The 16,267-nt window shown below is 65.3% G+C and carries 10 protein-coding genes and 1 tRNA gene; 7 read left to right on the forward strand and 4 right to left on the reverse strand.

All coding sequences use genetic code 11. The features are described 5' to 3' along the window. The first annotated feature begins 42 nt into the window (after positions 1-42). From trpB to pyk, 6 genes are all read left to right on the forward strand, one after another. On the forward strand, positions 43-1,362 hold the full coding sequence (gene trpB / locus G6R19_RS05725) for a tryptophan synthase subunit beta (RefSeq protein WP_163163221.1): 1,320 nt from the start codon (positions 43-45) through the stop codon (positions 1,360-1,362). Positions 1,363-1,373: 11 nt separating this feature from the next. After that, a complete protein-coding gene (gene trpA / locus G6R19_RS05730) occupies positions 1,374-2,204 on the forward strand; it encodes a tryptophan synthase subunit alpha (RefSeq protein ID WP_163164117.1) in 831 nt (276 codons plus the stop codon). 3 nt (positions 2,205-2,207) lie between these two features. After that, positions 2,208-3,374, forward strand: a complete 1,167-nt coding sequence (gene lgt / locus G6R19_RS05735) for a prolipoprotein diacylglyceryl transferase (protein WP_163163223.1) — start codon at positions 2,208-2,210, stop codon at positions 3,372-3,374. A 263-nt stretch (positions 3,375-3,637) separates the two neighbouring features. Further along, the gene (gltB, locus tag G6R19_RS05740; protein WP_163163225.1) at positions 3,638-8,251 is read left to right on the forward strand and encodes a glutamate synthase large subunit; all 4,614 of its coding nucleotides are present in this window, start codon (positions 3,638-3,640) and stop codon (positions 8,249-8,251) included. Beyond that, positions 8,244-9,701, forward strand: coding sequence for a glutamate synthase subunit beta (locus tag G6R19_RS05745; protein ID WP_163163227.1), 1,458 nt, complete (start codon positions 8,244-8,246; stop codon positions 9,699-9,701). Before gltB ends, G6R19_RS05745 begins: the two co-directional genes overlap by 8 nt. Before the next feature lie 64 nt (positions 9,702-9,765). After that, on the forward strand, positions 9,766-11,256 hold the full coding sequence (pyk, locus tag G6R19_RS05750; RefSeq protein ID WP_163163229.1) for a pyruvate kinase: 1,491 nt from the start codon (positions 9,766-9,768) through the stop codon (positions 11,254-11,256). 68 nt (positions 11,257-11,324) lie between these two features. On the opposite strand, the gene G6R19_RS05755 is transcribed toward pyk, so the two are convergent. Then, positions 11,325-11,930, reverse strand: coding sequence for a response regulator (locus tag G6R19_RS05755; protein WP_163163231.1), 606 nt, complete (start codon positions 11,928-11,930; stop codon positions 11,325-11,327). Positions 11,931-12,133: 203 nt separating this feature from the next. Here G6R19_RS05755 and G6R19_RS05760 point away from each other — a divergent pair. Next, positions 12,134-12,215, forward strand: a tRNA-Leu gene (locus tag G6R19_RS05760). Between the two features lie 816 nt (positions 12,216-13,031). Here the strand turns inward: G6R19_RS05760 and G6R19_RS05765 are convergent. The 3 genes from G6R19_RS05765 to G6R19_RS05775 all read right to left on the reverse strand — a co-directional run bounded on the left by G6R19_RS05765 (position 13,032) and on the right by G6R19_RS05775 (position 16,258). Then, the gene (locus G6R19_RS05765; RefSeq protein ID WP_163163232.1) at positions 13,032-14,354 is read right to left on the reverse strand and encodes an NtaA/DmoA family FMN-dependent monooxygenase; all 1,323 of its coding nucleotides are present in this window, start codon (positions 14,352-14,354) and stop codon (positions 13,032-13,034) included. An 83-nt stretch (positions 14,355-14,437) separates the two neighbouring features. After that, positions 14,438-15,766 (reverse strand): NtaA/DmoA family FMN-dependent monooxygenase, encoded by a 1,329-nt coding sequence (locus tag G6R19_RS05770; protein WP_163163234.1) that lies wholly within the window; start codon positions 15,764-15,766, stop codon positions 14,438-14,440. A 3-nt stretch (positions 15,767-15,769) separates the two neighbouring features. Beyond that, a complete protein-coding gene (locus tag G6R19_RS05775) occupies positions 15,770-16,258 on the reverse strand; it encodes a flavin reductase family protein (RefSeq protein WP_163163236.1) in 489 nt (162 codons plus the stop codon). Between the last annotated feature and the right edge of the window lie 9 nt (positions 16,259-16,267).

Genomic DNA, 16,267 nt, shown 5'->3' on the forward strand with positions numbered 1-16,267 from the left:
CACCACACTTACTGAACGATCAACTGGAACAGGACGGGACTGATGGCTGACGCACCCTCAGCGAACGCTGACAACAACGCCGCGGAAGCATTCCTGCAGGGCGGCTCCCTCAAGCACGCCCCGGGACCCTACTTCGGCAGCTACGGGGGACGCTGGATGCCGGAGTCCCTCATCGCCGCGTTGGACGAACTCGAGGAGACCTTCGACAAGGCCAAGGAGGATCCCGAATTCCGGGCCCAGATCGCGGACCTGAACAAGAACTACTCCGGCCGTCCCTCCCTCCTGACGGAAGCAAAGCGCTTCTCGCAGCATGCCGGCGGTGTCCGGATCTTCCTCAAGCGCGAGGACCTGAACCACACCGGTTCACACAAGATCAACAACGTCCTTGGCCAGGCCCTGCTCGCCAAGCGCATGGGCAAGACCCGCGTCATCGCCGAGACGGGCGCAGGACAGCACGGTGTGGCCAGTGCCACCGCCGCCGCCCTCATGGGCCTGGAATGCGTTGTCTACATGGGTGCGGAGGACTGCCGGCGCCAGGCGCTTAACGTTGCGCGCATGGAACTCCTGGGCGCCACCGTTATCCCCGTCACCAGCGGCTCGCAGACCCTTAAGGACGCCATCAACGACGCCCTGCGGGACTGGGTGGCCAACGTGGACAACACCCACTACCTCCTCGGCACTGCAGCCGGCGCGCACCCGTTCCCGGCCATGGTCCGGTACTTCCACGAAGTCATCGGCGAAGAAGCCCGCGCCCAGATCCTGGAGCAGGAAGGCCGGCTCCCTGACGCCGTCTGCGCCTGCATCGGCGGCGGCTCCAACGCCATTGGCATCTTCCACGGCTTCCTTGACGATCCGTCGGTCAAGATCTACGGCTTCGAAGCAGGCGGCGACGGCGTGGAGACAGGCCGGCACGCGGCCACCATCACGCTGGGCAAGCCCGGCGTGCTGCACGGCGCCCGCTCCTACCTCATGCAGGACGACGACGGCCAGACCATCGAATCCCACTCGATCTCGGCAGGCCTGGACTACCCCGGTGTGGGCCCGGAGCACTCCTACCTCGCCGACATCGGGCGCGTCAGCTACGAGCCGATCACGGACAGCGAGGCCATGGAAGCCTTTCGGCTGCTGTGCCGCACCGAAGGCATCATCCCCGCCATCGAGTCCGCGCACGCCCTGGCCGGCGCCATCAAGGTGGGGCAGCGACTGGCTGACGAAGACGCGGCTGCGGCTGCCGAAAAGATCGTGATCGTGAACCTTTCCGGCCGCGGTGACAAGGACGTGGCCACCGCAGCCGAATGGTTTGACCTGTTGGACAAGGATTCCGCCGAGTCTGAAATCGGCAAAGAGGGGGAGCAGCTGTGAGCGGCGCAGAGATGACGAACAGGGCACAGACCATCAGCAAGTCAGCGGCGGCCATCGACAAGGCCCGCGCCGAGGGCCGCGCCGCCCTCATCGGCTACCTGCCCGCCGGCTACCCCAGCGTGGAACAGACCATCGCCGCCGGCATCGCGCTGGCGGAAAACGGCGCCGACCTCATCGAAATCGGCATTCCCTATTCGGACCCCGTGATGGACGGCCAGGTCATCCAGGCCGCCACCACGGAGGCCCTGGCCAACGGCTTCGCCGTCCGCCAGGTCTTTGACGTGGTAGCAGGCATCACCAGCAAGACCGACGCCGCCGTCCTGGTCATGACCTACTGGAACCCTGTGGTCCGGATGGGTGTGGACGAGTTCTCGCGGCGCCTGTCCGAGGCCGGGGGAGCCGGGCTCATCACCCCGGACCTCATCCCCGACGAGGCAGCCGAGTGGATGGAGGCATCGGACAAGTACGGCCTGGACCGGGTGTTCCTTGTGGCACCGTCCTCCACCACCGAGCGCATGCAGCGGACCGTGGATGCGAGCCGCGGCTTCGTCTACGCCGTGTCCATCATGGGCGTCACCGGCGCCCGGACCTCCGTCAGCACGGCAGCCAAGGATGTAGTGGCCGCGGCCCACGCCGCCGGCGCCGAGCGCGTCTGCGTTGGACTCGGCGTGTCCAACGCCGGCCAGGTCCGCGAGATTGCAGCGTACGCCGAAGGCGTCATCGTAGGCACCGCGCTGGTGGCCGCCATCCGCGACGGCGGTGTGGACGCCGTCGCTGCCCTCACCAAGGACCTCAGCACCGGACTGAGCCGTGACACCGGACTGACAGAGGAAGAAGCCTAATCCATGCCGACTCTCCTTCAGGCAGCCGCCATGGTGCCCGCCAGCATCCCCAGCCCGGACTGGTCCGGCTTCGACATTCCCCTGCCATGGGGGACGCTGCGCATCCACGCCTACGCCCTGTGCATCCTGGCAGGCATCGTGGTGGGCCTGTGGCTGACCTCTGCACGCTGGGCGAAGCGCGGAGCACCTGAAGGCAGCGTCTGGGACATCGTCGTCTGGGCGATCCCCTTTGGCATCATCGGCGGCCGCCTGTACCACGTGGTCTCCTCACCTGACGCGTACTTCGGTCCCGGCTTCGACGGCACCGGGGATCTCTCCCTGATCCCGCAGATCCAGCGCGGCGGCCTGGGCATTTGGGGCGCCGTGGTCCTGGGCGTGGTGGGGGCATGGATCGGCTGCCGCCGCAGCGGGGTCAAGCTGAGTGCCTTCCTCGACGCCGCCGCGCCCGGGCTGCTGCTGGCCCAGGCCGTGGGGCGCTGGGGCAACTGGTTCAACCAGGAACTGTTCGGCGGCCCCACCACCCTGCCGTGGGGGCTGCAGATCGACGCCGACAACGCCAACTTCCCGGCCGGCGTCCCCGCAGACACCCTGTTCCACCCCACGTTCCTCTACGAATCACTGTGGAACCTGGCCGGCGTCGTCATCCTGCTCGCCCTGGACCGGAAGTTCAACTTCCGCCGCAGCAGGCTGTTCTGGCTCTACGCGATGTACTACACACTGGGAAGGGTCTGGATCGAAGCCATGCGCATCGATGACGCCGAGCAGATCTCGCTGTTCGGCATCACCACCCGCCTCAACGTCTGGACCAGCATCTTCGTTTTCCTGGCTGCCCTTGCGGCGTTCATCCTGCTGGGAAGGAAGAAGCGGACGGAGCCGGACAGTGTGTACCTGCCGGGCCGGAAACCGGCGGAAAAACAAGAGGCGGAGCCGGATAAAAACGCTGTATCAGCGTCCGGCGATCCGGTCCGTGATACGGACTCCGTTGTCTCAGATAGTGAATCGCGTGATAATCTCCCTGATAACCAAAGCGGTTCCCGGCGTGCTTCCGTCCCCACGGAAGAAGCCGAGGCTGCGCCGGCGGGCCCCAAGCCCGGACCGGACGCAACCGCTGCCGGAAGTTCCGGCAGCACGGCCACAGGAACCGCGCCGGAAGCCGGCGCTACCAAGTAGCGCGCAGGCCAGGCAGGGCAGCAGAGCCACCGCTCGAAGCGCCCAATCACCACAGTGTCGTGGCATCGGGGCCGCCCTGGACAGCATAGAGCTGCTGCCCAGTGTTGCCCGGGGCAGGGGCCTGCGTAACTGTTAGTTCAGCAGGCCACGCTGACCTACAATTTCCAGTAATCAACACTTTGTTGTGCCCATAACCGCGGCGCCGACGAGTGGGGCCAACGGTGTCCCTTCCATACGCACGATCAGGAGGAAGGACGTCTCCCATGAGCCAAACTCTTCACACTCCCAGCTGGTCCGAACCGGACCAGCCTGAGGCTGCCATGTCGCCGTTCAAGCGCTTTGCAGCCCTGCCGGAGGCCTCCGGGCTGTACAACCCGGAGCAGGAGAAGGACGCCTGCGGGCTTGCGATCATCGCCACCCTCCGCGGCGAGCCCGGCTACGACATTGTGGACGCCGCCCTCACCGCCCTGCGCAACCTGGAGCACCGCGGTGCCGTCGGGGCTGACGAAGGCACCGGTGACGGCGCAGGCCTCCTGATGCAGATCCCGGATGAGTTCTTCCGCGCGGTCACGGAGTTCGAACTTCCCGCCCCAGGCCAGTACGTTGCCGGCACCGCCTTCCTTCCCGCCGAACAGCGCGAGGCCGACGCCGCCAAGGCAGGCATCGAGGGCCTCGCGGCTGACGAGGGCCTCAAGGTCCTCGGCTGGCGTGAGGTGCCCATCGTCGCCGACCTCGTCGGTGCCATGGCACGCGCCTGCATGCCCTACTTCTCCCAGCCCTTCCTGGCATCCGCCACCGGCGAGGAGCTGGACCGCAACGAGCTGGACTCCCGCGCCTGGCGGATCCGCAAGCGCGCCCAGAACAAGTTCGGCGTCTACTTCCCGTCGCTGTCCTCGCGGACCATCGTCTACAAGGGCATGCTCACCACCGCTCAGCTCGAGCCGTTCTACCCGGACCTTTCGGACAAGCGCTTCAAGACCAAGCTCGCGATCGTCCACTCGCGCTTCTCCACCAACACCTTCCCGTCCTGGCCCCTGGCCCAGCCGTTCCGCACCATCGCGCACAACGGCGAAATCAACACGGTCAAGGGCAACCGCAACTGGATGCGCGCCCGCCAGTCCCAGCTCGCCAACCCGCTACTGGGCGACTCGCCGGAAGAGCTGTACCCCATCTGCACCCCCGGTGCCTCGGACTCCGCGTCCTTCGACGAGGTAGCCGAGCTGCTCTGGCTCTCCGGCCGCCCCATCACGCATTCGATCATGATGATGATCCCGGAGGCGTGGGAAAACCACGCCACCATGGATCCGGCCCGCCGTGCATTCTACGAGTACCACTCCCTGCTCATGGAGCCGTGGGACGGCCCGGCAGCCGTTTCCTTCACCGACGGCAACCTGGTGGGCGCAACCCTGGACCGCAACGGCCTGCGTCCGGGCCGCTTCTGGATCACCGAAGACGGCCTGATCGTCTTCGCCTCTGAGGTGGGCGTCATCGACGTCGAACCCTCCAAGGTGGTCAAGAAGGGCCGCGTGTCCCCGGGCAAGATGTTCCTGGTGGACACCGACGCCGGGCGCATCATCGACGACGAAGAGGTCAAGGCCGAAGTGGCCGCCGCCAACCCGTGGGCGGAGTGGGTCAAGGACAACCTGATCGACCTGAACGACCTGCCCGAGCGCGAGCACGTGGTCCACACCGCCGCGTCGGTGAACATCCGCCAGCGCACCTTCGGCTACACCACTGAGGAACTGAAGATCCTGCTGGGCCCCATGGCCCGCACCGGCGCCGAGCCGCTGGGTGCCATGGGCTCGGACACCCCGGTGGCCGTGCTGTCCAAGCGCCCCCGCCTGCTCTTTGACTACTTTGTGCAGTCCTTCGCGCAGGTGACCAACCCGCCGCTGGACGCCATCCGCGAAGAGCTGGTCACGTCGCTTACCTGTGCCATCGGCCCCAACGGCAACCTCCTGGACACCAAGCAGGTCCGCCAGCCGCAGGTCCAGCTGCCGTTCCCGGTGATCAACAACGACCAGCTCGCCAAGATCGCCAACATCGAGGATGCCGACGGCAACCGCGTCGCGATGAAGGTCCGCGGGCTCTACCGCCCCGAAGGCGGCGAGAACGCGCTCCGTGCCCGGCTGACGGAAATCTGCGAGCAGGTATCCGGTGCCATCAACCGCGGCGTGCAGTACATTGTGCTGTCCGACCGCGACTCGAACGCGCAGTGGGCGCCCATCCCGTCCCTGCTTCTGGTCAGCGCGGTGCACCATCACCTGCTCCGCAGCGCCAACCGGACCAAGACCGCCCTGGTGGTCGAGGCCGGCGACGTCCGCGAAACGCACCACGTGGCCGTGCTTATCGGCTACGGCGCTTCCGCCGTCAACCCGTACCTCGCCATGGAATCGGTGGAGCAGCTCATTGCCGCCGGCGACGTCACCGGGGTCACCCCGCAGGATGGCGTCTACAACCTCATCAAGGGCCTGGGCAAGGGCGTCCTGAAGATCATGTCCAAGATGGGCATCTCCACCGTTGCGTCCTACACCGGCGCCCAGACGTTCGAAGCGCTGGGCCTGGGCCAGGAACTGGTGGACGAATTCTTCGCCGGCACCCACTCGCAGCTTGGCGGCGTGGGCCTGGACGTCATTGCGGCCGAAGTTTCCGCGCGCCACCAGATGGCCTACCCCGAGGGCGGCATCGAGCAGCCCCACCGTCCGCTCCTGGGTGGCGGCGAGTACCAGTGGCGCCGCGACGGCGAGCCGCACCTGTTCAACCCGGAGACCGTCTTCCGGCTGCAGCACGCAACACGTGAGCGCCGCTACGACATCTTCAAGGCGTACACCAGGGGAGTGGACGACCAGTCCCAGAACCTGATGACCCTCCGCGGCCTGCTCAAGTTCAAGAATGAGCGCCCTGCGGTTCCGCTCGAGGAAGTGGAGCCCGTTTCCAGCATCGTCAAGCGGTTCTCCACGGGTGCCATGAGCTACGGCTCCATCTCCCAGGAGGCCCACGAGACGCTGGCCATCGCCATGAACCAGCTGGGCGGCAAGTCCAACACCGGCGAAGGCGGCGAGGACGTGGACCGCCTGCTCGACCCGAAGCGCCGCTCCGCAGTCAAGCAGATCGCGTCCGGCCGTTTCGGTGTTACCAGCCTGTACCTGACCAACGCCGACGACATCCAGATCAAGATGGCGCAGGGAGCCAAGCCCGGCGAGGGCGGCCAGCTGATGGCGCAGAAGGTCTACCCGTGGGTGGCCCGCACGCGCCACTCGACTCCCGGCGTCGGACTGATCTCCCCGCCCCCGCACCACGACATCTACTCGATCGAGGACCTCGCGCAGCTCATCTACGATGCCAAGCGCGCCAACCCCTCGGCCCGTGTGCACGTCAAGCTGGTGTCGGAAGTTGGGATCGGCACGGTGGCGTCCGGCGTGACCAAGGCGAAGGCCGACGTCGTGCTCGTTTCCGGCCACGACGGCGGAACCGGCGCCTCGCCGCTGAACTCGCTCAAGCACGCCGGTGTCCCCTGGGAGCTCGGCCTCGCCGAGACGCAGCAGACGCTGATGCTCAATGGCCTGCGCGACCGCGTGGTGGTGCAGGTTGACGGGCAGCTCAAGACCGGCCGCGATGTGGTGATCGCTGCGCTGCTGGGCGGCGAGGAGTTCGGCTTCGCCACCGCCCCGCTGGTGGTGGAAGGCTGCATCATGATGCGCGTCTGCCACCTGGACACCTGCCCGGTGGGCGTGGCCACGCAGAACCCGGAACTCCGGGCACGTTTCAGCGGCAAGCCCGAGTTCGTGGTCAACTTCTTCGAGTTCCTGGCCGAGGAAGTCCGCGAAATCCTGGCCGAGCTGGGCTTCCGGAGCCTGGAAGAGGCCATCGGCCACGCCGAGGTCCTCGACGCCCGGGATGCCGTCAACCACTGGAAGGCCGACGGCCTGGACCTGGATCCGATCCTGCACGGGCTGGAGTTCGACGACGACGCCCCGTTGCGGAACATGACCGGCCAGAACCACGAGCTGGACAAGCACTTCGACCAGCGGCTGATCACCATGGCAACCGAAGCCCTCACGGACCGCAGCCCGGTGAAGATCTCGGTGGACGTGATCAACACGGACCGTTCGGTGGGCACCATGCTGGGCCATGTGGTCACCAAGACGTTCAGCACGGACGTCCTGGCCACGGACACCATCGACGTCACCCTCAGCGGCACCGCCGGCCAGTCCCTCGGCGCCTTCCTGCCCGCAGGCATCACCCTGCGGCTGTTCGGCGACTCCAACGACTACGTGGGCAAGGGCCTTTCCGGCGGGCGCATCATCGTCCGGCCGGACCGCACCAATGTGTTCAAGGCGGAGACCAACGTCATCGCCGGCAACGTGATCGGCTACGGCGCCACGAGCGGTGAGATGTTCCTGCGCGGCCAGGTGGGCGAACGCTTCCTGGTCCGCAACTCGGGCGCCACCGCCGTCGTCGAAGGCATTGGCGACCACGGCTGCGAGTACATGACCGGCGGCCAGACGCTGATCATCGGGCGCACCGGGCGGAACTTCGGTGCCGGCATGTCCGGCGGCACCGCCTACGTCCTTGACCTGGACGCTGCCAAGGTCAACAAGGACGCCCTGCAGTCCGGTGAACTCCAGCTCCGTGAGCTGGACGCCGAGGACCGCGACATCGTGCACGGCCTCCTGGTCAAGCACGTTGAAGAAACTGATTCCCAGCTGGCCGCGCGCCTCCTCGAGAACTTCGATGACACCGCCGCCCGCATTACCAAGGTGCTGCCGCGCGACTACGCGGCTGTGCTGCAAACCCGTCTCGACGCCATCGAAGAGGGCCTGGACCCCGACGGCGAAGAAGTGTGGTCCCGAATCCTGGAGGTAACCGGTGGCTGATCCACGCGGATTTTTGAAAGTACGTCAGCGTGAAACCCAGCCGCGCCGTCCCGTTCCCGTCCGCATCATGGACTGGAAGGAAGTGTACGAGGCGCAGGAGAAGGGCACCTTGAAGGCGCAGGCCGGCCGCTGCATGGACTGCGGCGTGCCCTTCTGCCACCAGGGCTGCCCGCTGGGCAACCTCATTCCCGAGTGGAACGACCTCATGTGGCGGGACAAGGGCGAGGAAGCCATCGAGCGCCTCCACGCCACCAACAACTTCCCCGAGTTCACCGGCCGGTTGTGCCCCGCCCCGTGCGAGGCGTCCTGCGTGCTGGGAATTAACCAGCCTGCCGTGACCATCAAGCAGGTGGAAGTCTCCATCATCGACGAAGCCTGGGACAACGGCTGGGTCAGCCCGCTGCCTCCCGCACGCCTGACCGGAAAGACAGTTGCCGTCGTCGGCTCCGGCCCTGCCGGGCTGGCCGTTGCGCAGCAGCTCACCCGTGTGGGCCACACCGTGGCCGTGTACGAGCGCGACGACAAGATCGGCGGCCTGCTGCGCTACGGCATCCCCGACTTCAAGATGGAAAAAGAGCAGGTTGACCGCCGCATCGAGCAGATGAAGTCGGAGGGAACCCGCTTCCGCACCGGTGTAGCGGTGGGCACGGACGTGACCTGGGAGCAGCTGCGCAGGCGCTATGACGCCGTCGTGGTCTGCACCGGCGCTACCGTTCCGCGTGACCTGCCCATCCCGGGCCGCGACCTCGAAGGCGTGCACTTCGCCATGGATTACCTGGTTCCCGCGAACCGCGTGGTTGCGGGGGAGACGGTGGAGAACCAGATCCATGCCCAGGGCAAGCACGTCGTCATCCTTGGCGGTGGCGATACCGGAGCGGACTGCCTCGGCACGGCGCACCGCCACGGTGCTGCGTCCGTCACCACGCTTGCCATCGGCAAGCAGCCGCCCTCAGAGCGGGCGGGCCACCAGCCGTGGCCCACGTTCCCCACGCTGTTCGAAGTGGCCAGCGCCCACGAGGAAGGCGGCGAGCGGACCTACCTCGCCTCCACCGTTGAGTTCGTTGGCGAAAACGGCAAGCTCACCGGCGTGAAGGTTGCCGAGACGGAGTTCGTTGACGGCAAGCGGCTGCCCAAGGCCGGTACGGAGCGGATCATCCCTGCGGACCTGGTCTTCCTGTCCCTGGGCTTCACCGGAGCTGAGCCGGCCGGCATCACCGAGCAGGTCAATGCCGAGTTCGACGGCCGCGGCAATGTGTCCCGCGACGGTTATTACATGACCAACACCGAGGGTGTCTTTGTTGCCGGCGATGCCGGGCGAGGACAGTCCCTGATTGTGTGGGCCATCGCCGAGGGGCGCGCCGCCGCAGCAGCAGTGGACAAGTACCTGATGGGCAGCACCATCCTGCCCGCCCCCGTGGCGCCCACCGACCGGGCCATCGCCGTCCTCTAGTGCAGCATCGAGGGTTCACCTCCACGACAACTTAACCAATGCAAGAGACCAATAGGGTAGGTATATGAGACGCGCAAAAATTGTGGCTACGTTCGGCCCGGCAATTGCCAGCTACGAAAACACCCTCGCGGTGCTGGAGGCCGGCGTTGACGTCGCCCGCATGAACATGAGCCACGGCGACTACACCGTGCATGACAACACCTACGAGAACGTCCGGAAGGCTGCAGCCGACCTTGGCAAGGCAGTGGCCATCATGGCCGACCTGCAGGGGCCGAAGATCCGCCTGGGCCGGTTCGTTGACGGCCCGCACGCCCTCGCCGTTGGTGACACCTTCACCATCACCACCGAGGACGTTCCCGGCACCAAGGACATCTGCTCCACCACGTTGAAGAGCCTCACCGAGGACGTCAACGTGGGTGACGCCCTGCTGATCGACGACGGCAAGGTGGCGCTGCGTGCGACGGCCGTGGACGACGTCAAGGTCGTCGCCGAAGTGACCGTGGGCGGCATGGTGTCCAACAACAAGGGCATCAACCTGCCTGGCGTTGCTGTTAACGTCCCCGCATTGAGCGAAAAAGACGAGGACGACCTCCGCTGGGCGATGCGCCGCGGTGTTGACCTGGTGGCCCTGTCCTTCGTGCGTGACGCCTCCGACATCACCCGCGTGCACGAAATCATGGACGAGGAAGGCCGCCGTGTGCCGGTCATCGCCAAGATTGAGAAGCCGCAGGCTGTTGAGCAGCTCCCTGAGATCATCGATGCTTTTGATGCCATCATGGTGGCCCGTGGCGACCTTGGTGTGGAGCTTCCGCTGGAGGAAGTGCCGATCGTCCAGAAGCGTGCGATCGAACTGGCCCGCCGCTGGGCCAAGCCAGTGATCGTGGCAACCCAGGTCCTGGAATCCATGATCGACAACCCGCGCCCCACCCGTGCGGAGGCCTCAGACTGCGCCAACGCAGTGCTGGACGGTGCGGACGCGGTGATGCTCTCGGGCGAGACCAGCGTGGGCAAGTACCCGATCGAGACGGTCAAGGTGATGGCCCGGATCATCGAGTCCACTGAGGTCCACGGCCTTGAGCGCGTTCCTCCGCTGGGCACCAAGCCCAAGACCCGTGGCGGCGCCATCACCCGTGCCGCCGTCGAAATCGCCGACCAGCTGGACGCCAAGTACATCTGTGCTTTCACCCAGTCCGGCGACTCCGCGCGCCGCCTCTCGCGCCTGCGCCCCATCAAGCCGGTCTTCGCGTTCACTCCGGTGGAGCAGGTCTGGAACCAGCTGGCGCTGACCTGGGGCATCCAGCCGGTGCTGGTCCAGATGGTGGACCACACCGACGAGATGACCGCACAGGTTGACCGCAGCCTCCTGGAGATGGGCCTCGTGGACGACGGCGACCTGGTGGTCATTGCCGCCGGTTCGCCTCCCGGAAAGGCCGGTTCCACCAACTCCTTGAAGGTGCACAAGGTGGGCGACCTCGCCGACTCCACGCGTGTTGGCGAAGCCGCCAGCAACAAGGAAAAGCTCGGCCCCTGGCCGGAAAAGAAGAAGAAGGCCTAGGCTTTCGGATAGCGAAAAGGACCCCTGCCGGTTGGCAGGGGTCCTTTCTGCTGTCTACGACAGTGCTGTTAGTTGACCTGGTTGATGATGGTCTCTGCCACTTCACGCATGCTGAGGCGGCGGTCCATGGAAGTCTTCTGGATCCAGCGGAAGGCTTCCGGCTCCGTGAGGCCCATCTTGGTGGTGAGGAGGCTCTTGGCGCGTTCCACGAGCTTGCGGGTGGCGAACTGCTCCTGGAGGTCGGAGACCTCGCTTTCCAGGGCCTTGATTTCCTCGTGGCGGGAGAGGGCGATCTCCAGCGCGGGGATGAGGTCGGCCGGGGTGAAGGGCTTGACCACGTAGGCCATGGCACCGGCGTCGCGGGCGCGCTCCACGAGTTCCTTCTGGCTGAAGGCGGTCAGCAGCACCACGGGGGCGATGCGGGCCTTGACGATCTTTTCAGCTGCCGAAATGCCGTCCATCACGGGCATCTTGACGTCCATCAGGACCAGGTCCGGCTTCAGCTCTTCAGCCAGCTGGACGGCCTTCTCGCCGTTGTCTGCTTCGCCGATGACGTCATAGCCTTCGCCGCGCAGGATTTCGATGATGTCGAGGCGGATGAGGGTTTCATCCTCGGCCACAACGACGCGGCGCGCCGGCTGGGACGTGGGTTTTGACTCCGTCTGTTCAGTCACGGGATCTCCTTGGAAAGGTACGGCGGGGACATCACTATCTTAGGTGCGCCCGGTCCTGTACTTGATCTGCATGGTCAGGTGCGGCGACGGCGGCGCGATTCTGGAATTCAGCCTATCTGCATGTAGAGTAATTCCGCGTACGTGAAGCGATCGCGTTGCTCACAATCAGCTGTGGGCGTAGCCTTTTGCTTCATGTAATCCGCGCCCGAGTGGCGGAATTGGCAGACGCGCCGCACTCAAAATGCGGTATCGAAAGGTGTGTGGGTTCGAGTCCCACCTCGGGCACAGCATATCCCCTCGTCAGAGGGGTTTTTGCTTTAACGTGTTGTCATGGCCTGTGGTGGGGTCCCTCTGACGCTAGGTGCGCGGGCTGGAGCCTGGCTGCCCGCGGGCCTATTCAGGTGTGCGGGGTGGCGGGGGCCGGTCCCTGGCTAGTGGGCCTTCCGCCTGCTGGGGTGTGGTCTATTCGGTACCTCGTTCCGGTGCTGTCGGGTTGGTCGGGGTGGCCAACACCTATTCATGGTCGAGAGCGTCGGGGACAACATGACGTCACCGACTCTTGGTACAAAACTTTTAGTGAATAGCTCTTCTTAGATGTCGCGGGAGCTGCAATTGCATGCTTTGTCCTGCCAAAGGGGATGTGGACAGTGTCCACACTTATGTCTGCCTTATCAGTCCCTCCTGTGACGTGGGCGTGGAAGAGGATTTCGGATCGCCAGCGGAATGTAGCCCTGATGGCAGGCGAGGCGCCTAGGACCATGAAGTCCGATGTGCTTGCCAGCTAGCTGCGTTGGCTTCTGGTCGCAGCATCGATCCAGAGCCTTCTTAGCTTGATGTCAGAAATGACCCAGGTGCCGGCTTGACGTCAGGTTTGGGTGACAGCAGCTGGATGAACTTCCCGTCCAAGGCGCCAGATGTGTGAATCGACGATAAGTGGCGGCTTTTTCGCAGCGCTGATTGCACCGGGCCGGCCGTACACTGATCATTCAGCCTGCACCCGGCTCCTTAGTCCAAGCGCTGGTCTGCAACTGGGCAAGTCAATCCCATTGGCCAAGAGGCGCAATCAAGAATTGTTGATCGTAAAGTCGGCGGCGCCCCGCATCACCGTGTTACACGCCGGTCGACTCCATATTGGGATGGGGTGTTCAAATGATCGCGCAGGGTGGCACCGTCATAGTCCTGGTGGAACAGACCTCGTTGTTGGAGGATCGGCACGACACCGTCGACGAAGGCATCAACTCCGCCGTCATAGATGTCCGGGGATACCCAGAAGCCGTCGACAGCCTCTGCCTCAAACCATTCCTGCATGTGGTCGGCGGCTTCGGCTGCCGGACCGACGATGACGGGGTGGTAGTCGATGACGCCGTGCGCGAGTATGTCGCGGACGGTCCAGCCTTCACGCGCGATCTTCAGTGCGTGGATTGACCGGGGGTCGGCCGGTGATGGTCGAGCTTCGGACAACTGCGCCGCCGAGAGCGGTTCATCGAGGCGTGCGGGATCAAGGTACAGACCGAGCATCCGCCCGAGATACGCCGCGCGTTGAGGGAACGTTCGTGCGCTCAGCGTTATGCGGCGATCGAGGCCTTCTCGTTTACCGGGGGTGATCGTCGTCATCAGGCCGGCGAAGAACTTGATCTCGTCCGGGTTCCGTCCGGCGCGTTCGGCTGCTTCACGGAACGCGGCGCGCTGTGCACGCGCATCTTCGATCGTGAAGGCGGCGCCGATGACGGCGTTTGCCCAGCGTCCGGCGAACTCGTGGGCGTTTGGACTGCCTCCGGCGTGGAAGATGACGGGTTGCCCCTGTTCGGACGGAGGAATGTACAGGGGCCCGCGGGAGGCGACGTGTTCGCCACCGAGGTTGATCGGGGCGACCTGCTCCGGGTCGGCGAAGCGGCCGGTGGCCTTGTCGTGTACCCAGGCGGTCTGGCCCCAGCTGCCCCAGAGAGCCTGCACGAGTTGGACCGTCTCGTGTGCTCTTCCGTAGCGTTCCGGGCTGGACGGAATATGTTGGCCGTAGTTGGCGGCGACGTCTTCGCCGCTGGAGGTGACGGCGTTCCATCCCGTCCGTCCGTGACTCAGGACGTCGAGTGCTTTGAACTGTCGGGCGAGGTTGAATGGTTCGTTGAAGGTGGTGGAGCCGGTGGCGACGAGGCCGATATGGCTGGTTTCGCGGGCGACCGCTGCCAAGGTGACCATGACGTCGAGGTTGAAGTTGGGTGGCTCGTTCGCGATGTCGCCGACGTGGGTCGGGCCGTCGGGGAGGAACAGGAATTGGAGTTTTCCGCGCTCGGCGGCTTGGGCGTGCCGAACTTTCGCGTCGAAGCTCGTATAGCTTGTGGGATCGACTCCTGGGGCGCGCCAGGCGCCAGGCAGGTTGCCGTACCCGTTGCCCAAGTGCAGGCCGATGAGCATCTGTCTGGTCATGATGTTTTCTCTCCGTGTGTAAATCTGAGCTGTCGTTGCTGTCGAGTGCGCTCTAGGTATGGGCTGTGGAGGCGGACCCGTTGTTAGGGAGTCCGCGTTCGACGGTGCAGGCCGTACTGGTGGTCGATGCCGAGATTCTCGCGGAGGGTCTCGCCTTCGTACTCGGTGCGGAACAGGCCGCGCTGCTGCAGGATCGGAATGACTCCGTCGACGAAGGACTCTATTCCCTCGGGAATAACACCGGGGATGACTAAGAAGCCGTCCGCGGCATCAGCTTCGAACCATTCCTGCAGGTGATCTGCGATCACTTCGGGGGGACCGATGGGGGCAGGGTGGTAGTCGATGACGGCATGGTAGAGAACTTCGCGCACCGTCCAGCCTTCCTTGGCGACCTTGAGGGCTCTGGGCGACCGCGGGTCACCGGGGTCGGCCCGCGCGACGGCGAGCTGATCCGCGCGCAGTGGCGCGTCGAGGTCCATTGGCCCCAACGGCAGGCCGAGGAGCTGGCCGAGATGGCGCACCTGCTGCTCGATGTCGGGTTCGATCAGCTTTCCGCGTCGAGCAAGAGCCTCCGCGTGGGTCGACGCGATGGTGGGCATCACTCCGACGAAGAACTTGACGTCGTCAGGGCTGCGACCGGCAGATTCGGCGGCGTGGCGCACTGCGGCGCGCTGGTGCCGGGCCTCCTCTATGGTGAAGACCTCGCTAATGAGGATGTCGGCGTAGCGGCCGGCGAAGGCGAGGCTGTACGGGCTTGCGCCGGCGTGGGCCATGACCGGCTGGCCCTGCTTGGAGGGCGGGACCTCGAGTGGGCCGCGGGAGGAGGCGTAAGTCCCTCTGAGGTTCACGGGCGAGATTTTGGACATGTCGGTGATCCTCCGGGACTGCTGGTCGCCGATCCAGGCATCCTCTTCCCAGCTTCCCCAGAGCGCCTGGACGATCTGAACGACCTCGTCTGCGCGGGCATAGCGAGTGTCACGGTCCTCGATCGCGCGCCCGAAGTTCGCGGCCGCCTGAGGTGAGGAGGTGGTCACGGCGTTCCAGCCCATGCGCCCGCGGGAAACGACGTCGAGTGACTTGAGCACGCGGGCGATGTTGTAGGGCTCCTGGAAGGTGGCGCTGACCGTGGTGACGAGACCGATCCGCTCGGTAGCCAGGGCGATGGCGGTGGCAACGATGGTCGGCTCGAGGGTCTGGTTCGGCGCGTGCGCCTCACTGCGCTGGGTCTGCGCGAGGAAGTCGCCCTGGAAGAGGAAATCGAACATGCCACGTTCGGCGGCCTGAGCGGCGCGCACCAGGACGTGAATGTTGTCGTAGTCGCGGGGATCGACTCCGGGTTCCAACCATGCGTACGGGCTGGCGCCGTAGGGAGTGGCACTTGCTGCGGCGAGATGCATCTTCTTACGGGACATCGTCTACTCTCTCTCGCGCTGGATCACGGCGATCTGGCGGTTGTAAAAGGTCAAGGGGCTCATGTCGTCGTAGCGCTCGTGGTCTATGACTTCGAAGAGTACGAGCTCGTGGTCACCAGCTGGCACGTGCTGGTGTGGCCGAACGACGAAGGTGGCTGCCGCCTGCGGCAGGGTGCGTGCCTGGGTGGTGGCGTGATCTAGAGTGATGCCGTCGAGCCGGGCGGGGCCGGACAGGCGAAGCTGAGACACGAGGGCGAGGTGGGATTCTCCCAGAATCGTGATACCCAACTCTTGCGCTTGGCGAAGCCGGGGCCAGGTGGTCGAGGTATGGGTAAAGGCCATGGAGACGAGTGGCGGGTCCAGAGAAATGCTGGTGAAGGAGTTCGCGAGCATCGCCTCGTTCTGGCCGTTGACCTCGGCGGCAATAAGGGCCATTCCGGTGGGGTAGGCGGCGAGGGAGTGACGCATGGTAGCGGCTGACGAGGTTTGCACTGTCGATAT

The organism is Arthrobacter sp. Alg241-R88, assembly GCF_900537115.1.
Taxonomy (GTDB): Bacteria; Actinomycetota; Actinomycetes; order Actinomycetales; family Micrococcaceae; genus Arthrobacter.

What these genes read in the sequence shown, in the direction of transcription:
- pyk (WP_163163229.1), top strand. Translation starts at nt 9,766, where the DNA reads ATGAGACGCGCAAAAATTGTGGCTACGTTCGGCCCGGCAATTGCCAGC.
- trpB (WP_163163221.1), top strand. Translation starts at nt 43, where the DNA reads ATGGCTGACGCACCCTCAGCGAACGCTGACAACAACGCCGCGGAAGCA.
- G6R19_RS05770 (WP_163163234.1), bottom strand. Translation starts at nt 15,766, where the DNA reads ATGTCCCGTAAGAAGATGCATCTCGCCGCAGCAAGTGCCACTCCCTAC.
- gltB (WP_163163225.1), top strand. Translation starts at nt 3,638, where the DNA reads ATGAGCCAAACTCTTCACACTCCCAGCTGGTCCGAACCGGACCAGCCT.
- trpA (WP_163164117.1), top strand. Translation starts at nt 1,374, where the DNA reads ATGACGAACAGGGCACAGACCATCAGCAAGTCAGCGGCGGCCATCGAC.
- G6R19_RS05765 (WP_163163232.1), bottom strand. Translation starts at nt 14,354, where the DNA reads ATGACCAGACAGATGCTCATCGGCCTGCACTTGGGCAACGGGTACGGC.
- lgt (WP_163163223.1), top strand. Translation starts at nt 2,208, where the DNA reads ATGCCGACTCTCCTTCAGGCAGCCGCCATGGTGCCCGCCAGCATCCCC.